This is a genomic window from Streptomyces griseoaurantiacus (assembly GCF_036189845.1).
In the GTDB taxonomy this organism is placed as follows: Bacteria; Actinomycetota; Actinomycetes; order Streptomycetales; family Streptomycetaceae; genus Streptomyces; species Streptomyces griseoaurantiacus.
Window position 1 is genome coordinate 6,181,165 of sequence record NZ_CP108326.1, and the last position, 15,898, is coordinate 6,197,062.

Genomic DNA, 15,898 nt, shown 5'->3' on the forward strand with positions numbered 1-15,898 from the left:
ACCCGTCCTCGCCCCTTCGGCCCGCCTCCTCATCACGCACCGCGATCGCAGTGAGAGTGGTGTGCCGCTTTCCCGATGACAGGGGAAGGCGCACGATGGAAGACGCCGGTGGGAAGGCCGCCGAGCGACCGGAGTGCGCGACGCACCTGACGTGGTGGAGCACAGTGAAACGCCTGCGATGGCCGCGACGGATGCCCGTCGACCCCTACATCGTCCTGCTGCTGGCGACGGTGGGGCTCGCGGCCCTCGTCCCCGCGCGGGGCCTCGCCGCCGACACGGTCTCCGGCGCCTCCACGGCCGCGATCGCCTTCCTCTTCTTCCTCTACGGGGCCCGGCTCTCCACCCGCGAGGCGATGGACGGACTGCGCCACTGGCGTCTCCATCTCACCGTCCTGATCTGTACCTTCGTCGTCTTCCCGCTGCTCGGCCTGGCCGCCCGCGGCCTGGTGCCGGTGCTCCTGACGCACTCCCTCTACACCGGGCTGCTCTTCCTCACCCTCGTTCCCTCGACGATCCAGTCCTCCATCGCCTTCACCTCGATGGCCCGCGGCAACGTGCCCGCCGCGATCTGCGCGGGCTCCTTCTCCTCGCTCGTCGGCATCGTCGTCACCCCGCTCCTCGCGGCGGCGCTGCTCGGCGGCAGCGGGGGCGGGTTCTCCGCGGACTCCCTGATCAAGATCGTGCTCCAGCTCCTCGTGCCGTTCGTGGCCGGGCAGGTGCTGCGGCGCTGGATCGGCGGCTTCGTGACCCGGCACAAGAAGGTGCTGGGGCTCGTCGACCGCGGCTCGATCCTCCTGGTCGTCTACACCGCGTTCAGCGAGGGCATGGTGCGCGGGATCTGGCACCAGGTGAGCCCGGCGCGGCTGGCCGGGCTGCTCGGGGTGGAGGCGGTGCTGCTCGCGGTGATGCTGGCGTCCACCTGGTACGGGGCGCGGGCGCTGGGCTTCGGGCGGGAGGACCGGATCGCCATCCAGTTCGCGGGCTCCAAGAAGTCCCTGGCCTCCGGGCTGCCGATGGCGAGCGTCCTGTTCGGGGCGCAGGCCTCCCTGGCGGTGCTGCCGCTGATGCTGTTCCACCAGATGCAGTTGATGGTGTGCGCGGTGATCGCCAAACGGCGGGCGCGGGACGCCGATGCCGGTGCCGGTGCCGACGGCGACGGCGACGGCGATGGCGACGGTGACGCCGGGGCGTCGGGCGGGGAGGGAGCCCACCCCGCCGGGCGCGGGCACGACCCGGCCCGAACGGGCTGAGCCCGGGGGCGCGGGCACGCGCGCCGTGAGGTGCGGCGCGTGTCCCGGGGGCTCCGCCCCTCGGGAGCCGCCGCGTTCCCCCTGCGCCGTCCCTCAGCCCAGGGACGCGGCCGTCCGCAGGGCGATCCGGTGGTCCCCGGCGTAGATGTTCATGGAGCTGCCCCGCAGGAAGCCCACCAGGGTCAGCCCGGTCTCCGCCGCCAGGTCGACCGCCAGGGAGGACGGCGCCGAGACCGCCGCGAGGACCGGGATGCCGGCCATGACCGCCTTCTGCGCGAGCTCGAAGGAGGCGCGGCCCGAGACCATCAGGATCGTGCGGGACAGCGGCAGCGCGTCGTTCTGCAGGGCGCGGCCCACCAGCTTGTCGACCGCGTTGTGCCGGCCCACGTCCTCCCGCACGTCCAGCAGTTCGCCGTCCTCCGAGAACAGCGCCGCCGCGTGCAGCCCGCCGGTGCGGTCGAAGACCCGCTGGGCCGCGCGCAGCCGGTCCGGCAGCGCGGCCAGCAGCTCCGGCTCCAGCCGCATCGGCCCGGCGGCGGACGCGGCGGACGCGGCAGAGCCGGCGGAGGTGCCTGTGTCGTCGATGGCCCAGCGGGCCGTCGTGCGGACCGCGTCCAGGCTCGCCTTGCCGCACAGTCCGCACGAGGACGTCGTGTACACGTTGCGTTCCAGGGTGATGTCGGGGATCACGACACCGGGCGCGGTCTGCACGTCCACCACGTTGTAGGTGTTCGAACCGTCCACCGTGGCGCCCGCACAGTAGACGATGTTCCTCAGCTCGTCGGCCGCGCCCAGCACCCCCTCGCTCACCAGGAAGCCCGCGGCCAGCGCGAAGTCGTCGCCCGGGGTGCGCATGGTGATGGCGAGGGGTTTGCCGTTGAGGCGGATCTCCAGCGGCTCCTCGGCGACGAGCGTGTCGGGACGGGCCGAGACCGCCCCGTCCCGGATGCGGATGACCTTGCGTCGTTCCGTGACTCGTCCCATGTCCCGATCAGCCCCGGTTCCGTCCGTGTGGGTGGCCGCGCCGGCCCTTGTCACAGAGGTTGCCACGGGGCGGCGGATCAATCATCCCTCCCCGCCCCGCACGTGATCGTCCGGCCCGCCCCGTCGGCCCTCGTGGGCCGGGCGGCTCGCGCGCAGCGAGGCCAGCAGCCGCAGCCGGTCCGCCTGGGCGCCCGGCTCGGCGGTGAACACCAGCATCACGGGACCCGGGTTCCCGGGCAGCGGGTACGTGTCCCAGTCCAGGACGAGGTCACCGACCTCCGGCACCCGGAACGTCTTGGTCCCGCTGACCGAGGCGCGGACGTCGTGCCGGGCCCACAGCCGGCGGAACTCCGCGCTGCGGATGCTGAGTTCGCCGACGATCGCGGTGGCGCGGGGATGCGTGGGATCGGTCGCGACGGCCGCGCGCAGCATCCCGATGTAGTCCAGGGCCTGGCGCTCCCAGTCGTGGCAGCGGCGTCCGTCGTTGAGTTCCTCGTCGAACAGCAGCAGGAGCATGTTGAGCCGCTCGGCCGGCAGGCCGGACGGGTCGCCGAGCAGTGCCTCGGCCATCACGTTCCGGTCGAGCAGGTCGAGGTGCCGGCCGAGGACCACCGCCGGGGTGTCCATCACCCGCAGCAGCCGGCGCGTGCTGTCGGGCACCCGCTCGGGGGCCCGCTCCGGCCGGGCGGGGACCGGGCGGCGGGCGGCATGGGCCAGGGTGAACAGGTGCCGCCGCTCCTCCTCGTCGAGGTTCAGCGCGCCGGCCAGCGACTCCAGGACCGTGTCGGAGGGGCGCACCTCGCGGCCCTGCTCCATCCGCTGGTAGTAGTCGGTGCTCAGCCCCGCCAGCAGGGCCAGCTCCTCCCGCCGCAGCCCGCTGACCTTGCGCCGGCCGCCCGGCTCCAGGCCGACGTCGCGCGGACGCAGCCGGCCGCGCCGGGCGCGCAGGAAGTCGCCGAGTTCACGGGCGTAGGGGTGCGGGCTGCTCATGGCGTCCAGTGTGCGGCCCCGCCGGGCACGCAGGGTAGGTCCGGAAAACCTAGGGAAACGGGGACCATCGAGCCGGCCCCGATCGCTCCTAGCGTCGTCGGTCCGGCGACCGCCGGGCGACCTCGCGTCGACCGCCCGGCGCGCTCGCCCCGACCGCTCAGCGACCCGCGCCCCCAGGAGCAGCACATGACCGCATGGACCGCCGACCGCATCCCCGACCAGCACGGCAGGGTCGCCGTCGTGACCGGGGCCAACTCCGGCCTCGGCCTGCTCACCGCCACCGAGCTGGCCCGGCGCGGTGCTCGCGTCGTGCTCGCCGTCCGCGACACGGAGGCGGGCCGGGAGGCCGCCCGCCGGATCGGCGGCGACACGGAGGTGCGCCACCTCGACCTGGCCTCGCTCGCCTCGGTGCGCGCGTTCGCCGAGAAGCTGAGCGCCGACCACCCGGTGATCGACCTGCTGATCAACAACGCCGGACTCGTCCTCCTCGGCCCCCGCCACACGACCGCCGACGGTTTCGAACTGCACCTGGGCACCAACATGCTGGGGCATTTCGCGCTCACCGGGCTGCTGCTCGGCAACCTGGCCGCGGCGCCCGCGGCGCGCGTGGTGAGCCTCAGCTCGATCACCCACAAGAACGCGCACCTCGACTTCGACGACCTGATGTGCGAACGGAACTACAAGGCCCCCGAGGCGTACAGCCGGTCCAAGCTCGCCACCACGGCGTACGGCGTCGAACTCGACCGGCGCCTGCGGGCAGCCGGATCGCCCGTGCTCAGCGTCCTCGCCCACCCCGGTCTGACCCGGACGAACCTGACGCCGCGCGCGTGGGAGCACCGGGGGCGGCTCGGGGCGTTCGTCGCCCGGGCGGGGCTGCTGGCCACGCAGCCGGTGGAGCAGGGGGTGCTGCCGCAACTGAGGGCGGCCACGGACCCGGAGGTGCGGGGCGGACAGTTCTTCGGTCCTGGCGGGCTGGGGGAGACCCGGGGGCGGGTGGTCGAGGCCCGCCTCGGCCGGGAGGCGGGCGACCCCGGGATCGCCCGGCGCCTGTGGGAGACGGCGGAGCGGTTGACGGGCGTCACCTGCCTCTGAGGCTCACCGCGACGTCGTCGTGGCCGCGCCGGGACCCGTCGGGACGGCGGCCCGACGGGTCCCGGCGCGGCCCCCGACTGGTCCTACGGGGGGCGTGGCCCCGGGTCCTACGAGGCGCGGCCCCCGACGGGTACCACGGGGTGTGGCCCGGGTGGCCGCGACCGCTCGCCGCTCGACGCGGACCGTTCGTCGCGCGCACCCCACCGCTCACCGCATACGGGCAAGCCGTTGCCTTCTCAACTACCGCCCGCGTGCCTACCGTTCCTGATCCATGAGCCCCCCTGTCGCACCCCCTGGCTGGAGCCGCTGGCTGGTCCCCCCGGCCGCCCTCGCCATCCACCTCTCCATCGGCCAGGCCTACGCCTGGAGCGTCTTCAAGCCGCCCCTCGAAGCGGCCCTCGGCCTCTCCGGCACGCAAAGCGCCCTGCCCTTCCAGCTCGGCATCGTGATGCTCGGCCTGTCCGCCGCCTTCGGCGGCACACTCGTCGAGCGCAACGGCCCCCGCTGGGCCATGACCGTCGCCCTGGTCTGCTTCTCCTCCGGCTTCCTGCTCTCCGCCCTCGGCGCCGCCACCGAGCAGTACTGGCTGATCGTCTTCGGCTACGGCTTCGTCGGCGGCATCGGCCTCGGCATCGGGTACATCTCCCCGGTCTCCACGCTCATCAAGTGGTTCCCCGACCGCCCCGGCATGGCCACCGGCATCGCCATCATGGGCTTCGGCGGCGGCGCGCTGATCGCCTCGCCCTGGTCGGCGCAGATGCTGGACTCCTTCGGCTCCGACAGCTCCGGCATCGCCCTCGCCTTCCTGGTGCACGGCCTGTCGTACGCCGTCTTCATGACCCTCGGCGTCCTCCTCGTCCGCGTCCCGCGCGGCCACGCTCCCGCGTCCGCCGTCGCGGCCGCCGAGGACCCGGGGGCCGGGACCGACGCGCCCGCCGTCCCGGAGGCGGCACCGCGGGTCTCCGCCCGCAGCGCGGTCCGCACCCCGCAGTTCTGGCTGTTGTGGGTGGTGCTCTGCACCAACGTGACCGCGGGCATCGGCATCCTGGAGAAGGCCGCGCCGATGATCACGGATTTCTTCGCGGACTCCTCGACGCCCGTCTCCGTCTCCGCGGCCGCCGGCTTCGTCGCCCTGCTGTCCGCGGCCAACATGGCCGGCCGCATCGGCTGGTCCACCACCTCGGACCTGATCGGCCGCAAGAACATCTACCGCGTCTACCTCGGCGTCGGCGCCGTGATGTACGCGCTGATCGCCTCCTTCGGCGACGACTCCAAGCCGCTGTTCGTCCTGTGCGCGCTGGTCGTCCTCTCCTTCTACGGCGGCGGCTTCTCGACCGTCCCCGCCTATCTGAAGGACCTCTTCGGCACCTACCAGGTCGGCGCCATCCACGGCCGGCTGCTCACCGCCTGGTCCCTGGCCGGCGTGCTCGGCCCGCTCATCGTGAACTGGATCGCCGACCACCAGGAGGACGCCGGCAAGCACGGCGCCGAGCTCTACACCCTGTCGTTCCTCATCATGATCGGACTGCTCGTCCTCGGCTTCGTCGCCAACGAACTCGTCCGCCCCGTCCACCCCCGTCACCACGTCGCCGCACCCGGCAAGGAGGCCGCCGATGACCGGCGAGAGCAGCCCGCCACCTGACCGCCGCCCACTGATCGCCTTCTCCTGGCTGTGGGTGTGCGCTCCGCTCGCCTACGGGCTGTACGAACTGGTGCGCAAAGCGACCCAACTGTTCACCGGCTGACCGGCCGCCCCACGGCGGGGTCCCGGACCACTCGGCCCCCGGGCCACGCGGCCGTTCGGCCACCGGGCCACTGAGGGAAGCCGACAATCCGCTCCCCGCTTTCCTGTCGCTTCACCTGCCGTCGTACCCGTGAGTCACTGATCAGACTGGTGGATCCGCCACCCACGCACCAGGGGGACCACCATGACGCTCGGCTCGCGCCTCACCGCCGTCGGCCACTACCAGCCCGCCAGGATCCTCACCAACGAGGACCTGGCGGGCATGGTCGACACCAGCGACGAGTGGATCCGCAGCCGGGTCGGCATCCGCACCCGCCACCTGGCCGGCCCCGACGAGCCGGTCGACGAACTCGCCGCGCACGCCGCCGCCAAGGCGCTCGCCGCGGCCGGGCACGGCCCCGAGACCGTCGACCTCGTCGTCGTCGCCACCTCCACCGCGATCGACCGGTCCCCGAACACCGCCGCCCGGGTCGCCGCCCGCCTCGGCATCCCCTCACCGGCCGCGATGGACGTCAACGTGGTCTGCGCCGGATTCCCGCACGCCCTGGCCACCGCCGACCACGCGGTGCGCGCCGGTGCCGCCACCCGCGCGCTGGTCATCGGCGCCGACAAGATGTCCGAGGTGACGGACTGGACGGACCGCACGACCTGCGTCCTGGTGGGCGACGGGGCGGGCGCGGCCGTCGTCGAGGCGGCCATCGACGAAGGCGCAGGCGCTGCCGGGGGTGCGGGGTCCGGGACGGCCGGGCTGCCCGGCATCGGGCCCGTGCTGTGGGGCTCGGTGCCCGAGATGGGCAACGCCGTGCGGATCGAGGGCACCCCGCCCCGCTTCGCCCAGGAGGGCCAGAGCGTCTACCGCTGGGCGACCACCCGCCTCCCGGCCGTCGCCCGCCAGGTGTGCGAGCGCTCCGGCATCACCCCCGCGGACCTGGCCGGAGTGGTCCTGCACCAGGCCAACCTCCGCATCATCGAACCGCTCGCCGAGAAGATCGGCGCGGTCAACGCCGTCATCGCCCGGGACGTCGTCGAGTCCGGCAACACCTCGGCCGCCAGCATCCCGCTCGCCCTGTCCAAGCTCGTCGAACGCGGCGAGCTGACCAGTGGCGACCCGGTCCTCCTCTTCGGCTTCGGCGGCAACCTGTCCTACGCGGGGCAGGTCGTCCGCTGCCCCTGAGCCGCAGACGGACGGGCGGGGCGACAGCAATTCGAACGGACAGACGAATAAAAGGGCGGCCGGCGGGAAAGGGGGCAGCGGAGCGAGGGAAGGGCGGCATCGACCGACCCGTTCCCTCCTCCGCCACCGTGGGAGCGCACAGGTGTGCCGGAAGGGGGCGAGGGTGTCCACGGAATCGCCGACGAGCGCGGTGCCGGGGCCGTGGCGGCCCGGGCCGCTGCGCGACCGGGTCCACGAGGCGCTGCTCGACCTCATCACCAGCCGCGCCCTGCCGCCCGGCCGGCACCTCGTCGAGAGCGACCTCGCCCGCCGGCTCGGGGTGTCGCGGCAGCCGGTGCGCGAGGCACTGCAACGCCTGAGCACCGACGGCTGGGTGGACCTCCGGCCCGCCCAGGGCGCGTTCGTGCACGTGCCGACACCGGCGGAGGCCGAGCAACTCGGCACCGTACGCACCCTGTTGGAGGGCGAGGCCGCCCGGCTCGCCGCCGCGGCCGCCGGCCCGGAGGGCGTCCGCGCCCTCGAGGAACTGTGCGCGGCGGGCGAACGGGCCGTGGCGGCGGGCGAGGCGGACGGCGCCGTGGCGCTCGCCGCCCGCTTCCACGCCAAGGTCATGGAACTCGCCGGGAACGCGGTCCTCGCCGAACTGGCCGCGCGTATCGACCGCCGGGTGCGCTGGTACCACGCCCCTGCCGCCCGGCAGCGCGGCCCCCGCTCCTGGGCCGAGCACCGCGAGGTGACCGCCGCGATCGCGGCCGGCGACCAGGCCCGCGCCACCGCCCTGATGCGCGCGCACACCGGGCACGCACACCGCTGAGACCCGCCGCCCGCCCCCGTGCCGACCCCGTCCGCGGCACCACCCCGCGCCCCGCCGGGCGCCCCCTGGACCGCACTTTGTCCTGTCCGAGGAGAAAGACGTGGCAATTCCCGCACGACTTCTTCCCAGCTCCGGCGGCCGCTGCTACGTTCCTCTACCGAGCAAGCCACCAACGCGGCCGAACACCGCCGCGCACAGGCCGCATCGAGACGGGGAGGGGCTCGTGAGGCGCATGACGGCACGTCCTGGCAACGCCCATCAGGCCCGCCTGCTCCGGCTGTTGCGCGACGGCGGCCCCGACTCCCGGGCCCGGCTCGGCGACCGGGTCGAGCTGTCACGGTCCAAGCTGGCCGTGGAGATCGACCGGCTGCTGGAGACGGGCCTCGTCGTGGCCGACGGACTCGCCGCCTCCCGCGGCGGCCGCCGCTCCCACAACGTCCGCCTCAACCCCCGACTCCGCTTCCTGGGCGTCGACATCGGCGCGACCTCCGTCGACGTCGCCGTCACCAACGCCGAACTGGAGATCCTCGGCCACCTCAACGAGCCGATGGACGTGCGCGAGGGCCCCGTCGCGGTCTTCGAGCGGGTCCTGTCCCTGGCGGCGAAGCTCAGGGCCGCCGGGTGGGCGGAAGGGTTCGACGGCGCCGGCATCGGCGTACCCGGACCGGTCCGCTTCCCCGAGGGCGTCCCCGTGGCGCCCCCGATCATGCCCGGCTGGGACGGCTTCCCGGTACGGGAGGCGCTCAGCCAGGAACTCGGCTGCCCGGTCCTCGTCGACAACGACGTGAACCTCATGGCGCTGGGGGAGCAGCACGCCGGTGTCGCCCGCAGCGTCGCCGACTTCCTCTGCGTCAAGATCGGCACCGGCATCGGCTGCGGCATCGTCGTCGGCGGGCGCGTCCACCGCGGGACGACGGGCAGCGCGGGCGACATCGGGCACATCCAGGCGGTGCCCGAGGGCAGGCCGTGCGCCTGCGGCAACCGGGGCTGCCTGGAAGCCCACTTCAGCGGCGCGGCCCTGGCCCGCGACGCCGAGGAGGCCGCCCGGCAGGGCCTGTCGGCCGAACTCGCGGCCCGCCTGGAGGCGAACGGCACGCTCAGCGCCGTCGACGTCGCCGCCGCGGCCGCCGCGGGCGACGCCACCTCGCTCGACCTCATCAGGGAGGGCGGCACCCGCACCGGCCAGGTCATCGCCGGCCTGGTCAGCTTCTTCAACCCGGGTCTGGTCGTCATCGGCGGCGGCGTCACCGGCCTCGGCCACACCCTGCTCGCCGCCCTGCGCACCCAGGTCTACCGCCAGTCGCTCCCGCTGGCGACCGGCAACCTCCCCATCGTGCTGGGCGAACTGGGCCCCACCGCCGGCGTCATCGGCGGGGCCCGGCTCATCAGCGACCACCTGTTCTCGCCCGCGTAGCCGCCCGCCCCGTCGAGTCCGTCGAGCGCCCCGTCGCGTCCGTCGAGCCCGCCGGCCCGTTTCGAGTCTGCGGAGCCCGTCACGACCGGCTCCGCACCCGCACCCTGCCGTACCCGCACACCCTGCTGCTTCTGCTTCCGCTCCCGCGTCCCGCCCTGCATCCGGCCGTCCGTACGCCCGCCGAGGGGACCTCACATGGCACCGGAACCACCCCTGCTCAGCATGTCCGGCATCACCAAGTCCTTCCCCGGCGTCCGCGCCCTGGACGGCGTCGACCTCGACGTCCGGGCCGGCGAGGTGCACTGCCTGCTCGGCCAGAACGGCGCGGGCAAGTCCACCCTGATCAAGGTCCTGGCAGGCGTCCACCAGCCCGACAGCGGCACCCTGCGCTGGCGCGGCGAGCGGGTCGCCCCGCGCTCGCCGCTGGCCGCCGTGCGCCTCGGCATCGCCACCATCCACCAGGAACTCGACCTGGTGGAACACCTCTCGGTCGCGGCCAACGTCCACCTGGGCCATGAACCGACCCGCGCCGGTTTCGTCCTGCGGCGCGGGGCGGCGACGTCCGCCACGGCCGCGCTGCTCGAACGGCTCGGGCACCCGGAGATCCACCCCGGGCGCCCGGTGGGCACGCTCTCGGCGGCGCAGCGGCAGATCGTGTCCATGGCACGGGCCCTCTCCCACGACGTGCGGCTCATCGTCATGGACGAACCCTCCGCGGCCCTCGACCCCGACGAGGTCGACAACCTGTTCCGCATCGTCGCCGGTCTCACCGCAGCCGAGGTCGCCGTCGTGTACATCTCGCACCGGCTGGAGGAGATCCGCCGCATCGGCGACCGGGTCACCGTTCTCAAGGACGGCCGGGCCGTGGCCCGCGGACTGCACGCCCGCTCCACGCCCACCCGCCAGGTGGTGGCGATGATGACCGGCCGCGACGTCGGCCACGTCTTCCCGGCCCGGAGGGCGCAGGCCCCGGCGCAGGACGCGGCGGTGCCGGACCCGGTGGTGCCGGACGCGGCGCTGCCGCACCGGGGCCCGGTGGCGACCGCCGCAACCCCGTCCCCTCCCACGTCCGCTCCCGTGCTGAGCGTGCGCGGTCTGTCCCGCCCCGGCGAGTTCGCCCCGCTCGACCTCGACGTCCGCGCGGGGGAGATCGTCGGCCTCGCCGGACTCGTCGGCTCCGGCCGCTCCGAGATCCTGGAGACCGTCTACGGCGCCCGCCGGCCCCGCACCGGCCGGGTCCTCGTCGACGGCCGCCCGCTGCGGCCCGGCAGCGTCCGCGCCGCCGTCCGCGCCGGGCTCGGCCTCGCCCCCGAGGAACGCAAGGCACAGGCCCTGCTGATGACGGAGTCCGTCAGCCGCAACGTCTCCCTGGCCGCCCTGCCCCGCTTCGCACGCGGCGGCTGGATCGACCGGCGCGCCGAACGGGAGGCCGCCCGCGGGGCCACCCGCGAACTGTCGCTGCGCCCCGAGGACCCCGCCGTGGCCGCGGCCACCCTGTCCGGCGGCAACCAGCAGAAGGCGGTCCTCGCCCGCTGGCTGCTGCGCGGCTGCCGCGTCCTGCTCCTCGACGAACCCACGCGCGGCGTCGACGTCGGGGCCCGCGCCGAGCTGTACGCGGTCGTCCGGCGGCTGGCCGACGAGGGCCTCGCCGTCCTGCTGGTCTCCAGCGAGATCCCCGAGGTGCTCGGCCTCGCCGACCGTGTCCTGGTCCTCCGCGAGGGCCGCGTCGTGCACGAGGCACCCGCCCGGGCACTGGACGAACACCGCGTCCTCGACCTCGTCATGAACGCCCACCGGGACGAGACCGACACGGGACCGCGGGAGCGGGCGCACCGGAACGCGCCCGGGAGCGACACCCGCCCGCACAAGGACTCGTACAAAGACGCGTACGGAGAAGGGAACCCGGTCTCATGACGCAGCACGTGTCCCCGCCCCGGGACGGCACCGGGAGGACGGCGGCACCGGCAGGGCGGCCCGCCCGGCGGAGCCTGCCGGTCCGCGCCGACGTCCGCACCCTCACCCTGCTCGGCGTCCTCGCCGTCCTGGTCCTCATCGGCGGCCTCACCCGGCCGCACGAGTTCCTCGACACCCGCAACCTCCAACTCGTCCTCACCCAGGCCTCCGTGATCGGCGTCGTCACCGTCGGCATGACGTTCGTGATCACCTCGGGCGGCATCGACCTGTCCGTCGGCGCCATCGTCGCCCTGTCCTCGGTGTGGGCCACCACGGTCGCCACCCAGAGCCACGGCCTGGCCGGCATCCTCCTCGCCGCGACCCTGGTCGGCCTGGGCTGCGGGCTGGTCAACGGCGTCCTCATCGCGTACGGCGGCGTCGTCCCCTTCATCGCCACCCTCGCCATGCTGGCCTCCGCGCGCGGCCTGGCCCTTCAGATCACCGACGGCCGCACCCAGGTCGTCACCGTGCGCGGGGTCCTCGACCTCGGCGAACGCGAGACCTACGTGCTCGGCGTGCCGCCGCTCGTCCTGGTGTTCGCGGCGGTCGCGGTGGCCGGCTGGCTGCTGTTCCACCGGACCACGTTCGGCCGCCGCACGATCGCCGTCGGTGGCAACCCGGAGGCCGCCCGGCTGGCCGGCATCGACGTCCGCCGCCAGCGGCTCTACCTCTACCTGCTGTCCGGACTGTGCTGCGGCATCGCCGCCTTCCTCCTGATCGTCCTGGCCGGCTCGGGCCAGAACACCAACGGCAACCTCTACGAACTGGACGCCATCGCCGCCGTGATCATCGGCGGCACCCTGCTCAGCGGCGGCCGGGGCACCGTCACCGGCTCCGTGCTCGGCGTCCTGATCTTCACCACGATCACCAACCTCTTCGCCCTCAACAACCTGCAGACCGACGTCCAGCAGATCGCCAAGGGGGCGATCATCGTCGCCGCCGTGCTGGTCCAGCGCCGTACCGCGAGCACGGCCTGAGGAAAGGGTTCACCGCCATGCACCAGCTCACCGCCTCCCGCAGAAGACTGCTCCTCGGCGCCGCCGCCGCGTCCGCCGGTGCCCTCCTCACCGGCTGCACCAGCAACGACACCGGTGAGGGCGACGGAGACAGGACGGCCGCGAACGACCGTCCCGCCGCCGACGACAAGCCCGGCAAACGGATCACCATCGGCTACGCCGGTCCCCAGGCCGACCACGGCTGGCTCAACGCCGTCAACGACAACGCCCGGCAGCGCGCGGAGAAGTATCCGGACGTCACCCTGGAGGTCACCGAGGGCTCCAACGACACCGCCCAGCAGATCGGCCAGATCGAGACCCTCATCAACAGACAGGTCGACGTCCTCGTCGTGCTGCCCGCCGACGGCAAGGCCCTCACCCGGGTCGGCCTCAAGGCCATGCGCGCCGGCATCCCCGTCGTCAACCTCGATCGCGTCTTCAACACCCCGCAGGCCTACCGCTGCTGGGTGGGCGGCGACAACTACGGCATGGGCCTCAACGCCGGCCACTACATCGGCGAACGACTCAAGGACAAGCCGAACGCCAAGGTCGTCGAACTCGCCGGACTCGACAACCTGGAGCTGACCAAGCAGCGCACCCAGGGCTTCGACGACGCCCTGAAGAACTACCCGAACATCAAGAAGGTCGCCCGCCAGGCCGCCGAGTTCACCGTCGAGTCCGGCCAGGCCAAGATGGCCCAGCTCCTCCAGGCGCAGCAGGACTTCGACGCCCTGTGGAACCACGACGACGACCAGGGCGTGGGCGCGCTCCGCGCCGTCGACCAGGCCGGACGCGAGGACTTCCTCATGGTCGGCGGGGCCGGCGCACTCTCCGCCTTCCAGGCCATCAAGGCCGGCCGCGGCGTCCTCAAGGCGACCGTGCTCTACCCGCCCACCATGGCCGCCTCCGCGATCGACCTGGCCCGCGCGCTCGGCCAGGGCAAGGGGGTCTCCGGCCTCGCCGAGTTCGAGATCCCCTCCTCCCTGACCTGCTACTCCGCCGTCGTCGACAAGGAGAACGTCGACCAGTACATGTCCACGGGCTTCAAGTGAGCCGCACCGGAGCCCGAGGACCCCGGCCGCGGACACCGCGCCCGCCGCGCCACGACCACGAGGAGGACCTCCGCATGGCAGAGCCGGGAACCGAGGACGGGCCGGGGGAGAGGCGGCGACCGCCCCTGCGCGTCGGCATGGTGGGCCACGCCTTCATGGGCGCCGCCCACTCCCAGGCCTGGCGCACCGCCCACCGGGTCTTCGACCTCCCGCTGCGCCCCGTCCCGGCCGCGCTCTGCGGACGGAACGCCGACGCGGTCCGCCGGGCCGCCGAACGGCACGGCTGGGCGAGCACCGAGACCGACTGGCGGGCCCTCGTCGCGCGGGAGGACATCGACCTCGTCGACATCTGCACCCCCGGCGACAGCCACGCCGACATCGCCCTGGCCGCACTCGCCGCCGGCAAACACGTCCTGTGCGAGAAACCGCTGGCCAACACGGTCGCGGAGGCCGAGGCGATGGCCCGCGCCGCCGAGGAGGCGGAGGCCCGGGGCCGGTTCGCGATGGTCGGCTTCAACTACCGGCGGGTCCCTGCCACCGCACTGGCCCGCCGCATGATCGCCGAGGGGCGCCTCGGCAGGCTGCGGCACGTACGGGCGACGTACCTCCAGGACTGGCTGGCGGACCCCGGAGCCCCGCTGACCTGGCGGCTGCGCCGGGAACGGGCCGGTTCCGGCGCGCTCGGCGACCTCGGCGCCCACGTCGTCGACCTCGCCCAGTACCTGGCGGGGGAGCCGCTCGCCGGGGTCTCCGCGCTCACCGAGACGTTCGTACGCCGCCGCCCGCTGCCGGCGGGCTCCGAAGCCGCCCGGGGACTGTCGGCGCGGGCGGCCGAGGACACCACCGGGGAGGTCACCGTCGACGACGCCGCCCTGTTCACCGGCCGCTTCGCCTCCGGCGCCCTCGCCTCCTTCGAGGCCACCCGCTACGCCACCGGCCGCAAGAACTCCCTGCGCATCGAACTCAACGGCGAGCACGGCTCCCTCGCCTTCGACCTGGAACGGCTCAACGAACTCGCGTACCACGACGGCACGGAGCCGGGGGAGCGCGCCGGATTCCGCCGCATCCTCGTCACCGAACCCGAGCACCCCTACCTCGACGCCTGGTGGCCCCCGGGCCACGGACTCGGCTACGAGCACACCTTCGTCCACCAGATCCGCGACCTCGTCCACGCGATCGCCGAGGGCCGCCGCCCCGAGCCGTCCTTCGCCGACGGACTGCGGGTCCAGCGGGTCCTCGCGGCCGTCGAGGAGAGCGCCGCGAAGAACGCCGTCTACACCCCGACGGACACCCGAAGCGTCCCGACCGCCCCCTGAGGAGGCTGAGCAGAGACATGCCGCGCGACTTCACGCTCTTCACCGGCCAATGGGCCGACCTGCCCCTGGAGGAGGTCTGCCGCCACGCCCGCGACTTCGGCTACGACGGCCTGGAGCTCGCCTGCTGGGGCGACCACTTCGAGGTCGACAAGGCCCTCGCCGACCCCTCCTACGTGGAATCCCGCCACCAGCTCCTCGACAAGTACGGCCTGAAGTGCCGGGCGATCTCGAACCACCTCGTCGGCCAGGCCGTCTGCGACGCGCTCATCGACGAACGCCACCGCGCCATCCTGCCCGCCCGCATCTGGGGCGACGGCGAGCCGGAGGGCGTCAGGCGGCGGGCCGCCGCCGAGATCGCGGACACCGCGCGGGCCGCCGCCCGCTTCGGCGTCGACACCGTCATCGGCTTCACCGGCTCGTCCATCTGGCACCTGGTCGCCATGTTCCCACCCGTACCCGAGGCCATGATCGAACGCGGCTACCAGGACTTCGCGGACCGCTGGAACCCCGTCCTCGACGTCTACGACACGGAAGGCGTGCGCTTCGCCCACGAGGTCCACCCCGGCGAGATCGCCTACGACTACTGGACCACGCGGCGGGCCCTGGAGGCCGTGGACCACCGCCCCGCCTTCGGCCTCAACTTCGACCCCTCCCACTTCGTGTGGCAGGACCTCGACCCCGTCGGCTTCCTGTGGGACTTCCGCGACCGGATCTACCACGTCGACTGCAAGGAGGCCCGCACCCGCCTCGACGGCCGCAACGGCCGCCTCGGCTCCCACCTGCCCTGGGGCGACCCGCGCCGCGGCTGGGACTTCGTCTCCGCCGGACACGGCGACGTGCCCTGGGAGGACGTCTTCCGCATGCTGCGCTCCATCGACTACCGGGGCCCGGTCTCGGTGGAATGGGAGGACGCCGGCATGGACCGCCTCCAGGGCGCCCCCGAGGCACTCGCCCGACTGCGCACCTACGACTTCGAGCCACCCTCCGCCGCCTTCGACGCCGCGTTCGGCCACTGACGCGACCACCTCCCGCCGGGGCCTCGCCGGCCGACGGATACGCAGGTGAAAGGCACCGCCAAAGCTTGCTATTGTTGTCCGTGTCGCCGCGGGGCCCCACCCCG

Annotated in this window: 14 protein-coding genes; 12 read left to right on the plus strand and 2 right to left on the minus strand. The window is 73.7% G+C overall.

What is annotated here, in order from left to right; translation table 11 throughout:
- Positions 1-191: 191 nt before the first annotated feature.
- Positions 192-1,250, plus strand: a complete 1,059-nt coding sequence (locus OHB09_RS27350; RefSeq protein ID WP_191891993.1) for a bile acid:sodium symporter family protein — start codon at positions 192-194, stop codon at positions 1,248-1,250.
- A 93-nt stretch (positions 1,251-1,343) separates the two neighbouring features.
- Here OHB09_RS27350 and fdhD read toward each other — a convergent pair whose 3' ends face one another.
- Together fdhD and OHB09_RS27360 are read right to left on the minus strand one after the other, a co-directional pair.
- Complete coding sequence (gene fdhD / locus OHB09_RS27355; RefSeq protein WP_006142903.1) at positions 1,344-2,234, minus strand: formate dehydrogenase accessory sulfurtransferase FdhD; 891 nt, start codon at positions 2,232-2,234, stop codon at positions 1,344-1,346.
- An 81-nt stretch (positions 2,235-2,315) separates the two neighbouring features.
- On the minus strand, positions 2,316-3,224 hold the full coding sequence (locus OHB09_RS27360) for a helix-turn-helix domain-containing protein (protein ID WP_191851851.1): 909 nt from the start codon (positions 3,222-3,224) through the stop codon (positions 2,316-2,318).
- Between the two features lie 186 nt (positions 3,225-3,410).
- Here OHB09_RS27360 and OHB09_RS27365 point away from each other — a divergent pair, with 186 nt between their 5' ends.
- The 11 genes from OHB09_RS27365 (at position 3,411) to OHB09_RS27415 (ending at position 15,794) form a co-directional block, all read left to right on the plus strand.
- The gene (locus OHB09_RS27365) at positions 3,411-4,316 is read left to right on the plus strand and encodes an oxidoreductase (RefSeq protein WP_006142901.1); all 906 of its coding nucleotides are present in this window, start codon (positions 3,411-3,413) and stop codon (positions 4,314-4,316) included.
- A gap of 271 nt (positions 4,317-4,587) precedes the next feature.
- Positions 4,588-5,958, plus strand: coding sequence for an OFA family MFS transporter (locus OHB09_RS27370; RefSeq protein WP_234528709.1), 1,371 nt, complete (start codon positions 4,588-4,590; stop codon positions 5,956-5,958).
- Positions 5,930-6,061, plus strand: a complete 132-nt coding sequence (locus OHB09_RS27375; RefSeq protein ID WP_006138342.1) for an MFS transporter small subunit — start codon at positions 5,930-5,932, stop codon at positions 6,059-6,061. The genes OHB09_RS27370 and OHB09_RS27375 overlap by 29 nt, the downstream gene beginning before the upstream one ends.
- Before the next feature lie 183 nt (positions 6,062-6,244).
- Positions 6,245-7,234, plus strand: a complete 990-nt coding sequence (locus OHB09_RS27380; RefSeq protein ID WP_167793924.1) for a beta-ketoacyl-ACP synthase III — start codon at positions 6,245-6,247, stop codon at positions 7,232-7,234.
- Between the two features lie 163 nt (positions 7,235-7,397).
- Complete coding sequence (locus tag OHB09_RS27385) at positions 7,398-8,048, plus strand: GntR family transcriptional regulator (protein WP_319350728.1); 651 nt, start codon at positions 7,398-7,400, stop codon at positions 8,046-8,048.
- Between the two features lie 232 nt (positions 8,049-8,280).
- Positions 8,281-9,462: an ROK family transcriptional regulator gene (locus OHB09_RS27390; RefSeq protein WP_093593131.1), complete on the plus strand. Its 1,182-nt coding sequence runs from the start codon at positions 8,281-8,283 to the stop codon at positions 9,460-9,462.
- 195 nt (positions 9,463-9,657) lie between these two features.
- The gene (locus OHB09_RS27395; RefSeq protein WP_319350727.1) at positions 9,658-11,376 is read left to right on the plus strand and encodes a sugar ABC transporter ATP-binding protein; all 1,719 of its coding nucleotides are present in this window, start codon (positions 9,658-9,660) and stop codon (positions 11,374-11,376) included.
- Positions 11,373-12,392 (plus strand): ABC transporter permease, encoded by a 1,020-nt coding sequence (locus tag OHB09_RS27400; protein ID WP_006138337.1) that lies wholly within the window; start codon positions 11,373-11,375, stop codon positions 12,390-12,392. Before OHB09_RS27395 ends, OHB09_RS27400 begins: the two co-directional genes overlap by 4 nt.
- A gap of 17 nt (positions 12,393-12,409) precedes the next feature.
- The gene (locus OHB09_RS27405) at positions 12,410-13,462 is read left to right on the plus strand and encodes a substrate-binding domain-containing protein (RefSeq protein WP_191892170.1); all 1,053 of its coding nucleotides are present in this window, start codon (positions 12,410-12,412) and stop codon (positions 13,460-13,462) included.
- A gap of 74 nt (positions 13,463-13,536) precedes the next feature.
- Positions 13,537-14,778 carry a Gfo/Idh/MocA family protein gene (locus OHB09_RS27410; RefSeq protein WP_328922691.1) on the plus strand — a complete coding sequence of 414 codons (1,242 nt, stop codon included), beginning with the start codon at positions 13,537-13,539 and terminating at the stop codon, positions 14,776-14,778.
- Between the two features lie 17 nt (positions 14,779-14,795).
- Positions 14,796-15,794, plus strand: a complete 999-nt coding sequence (locus OHB09_RS27415; protein WP_006138334.1) for a sugar phosphate isomerase/epimerase family protein — start codon at positions 14,796-14,798, stop codon at positions 15,792-15,794.
- Positions 15,795-15,898 lie beyond the last annotated feature (104 nt).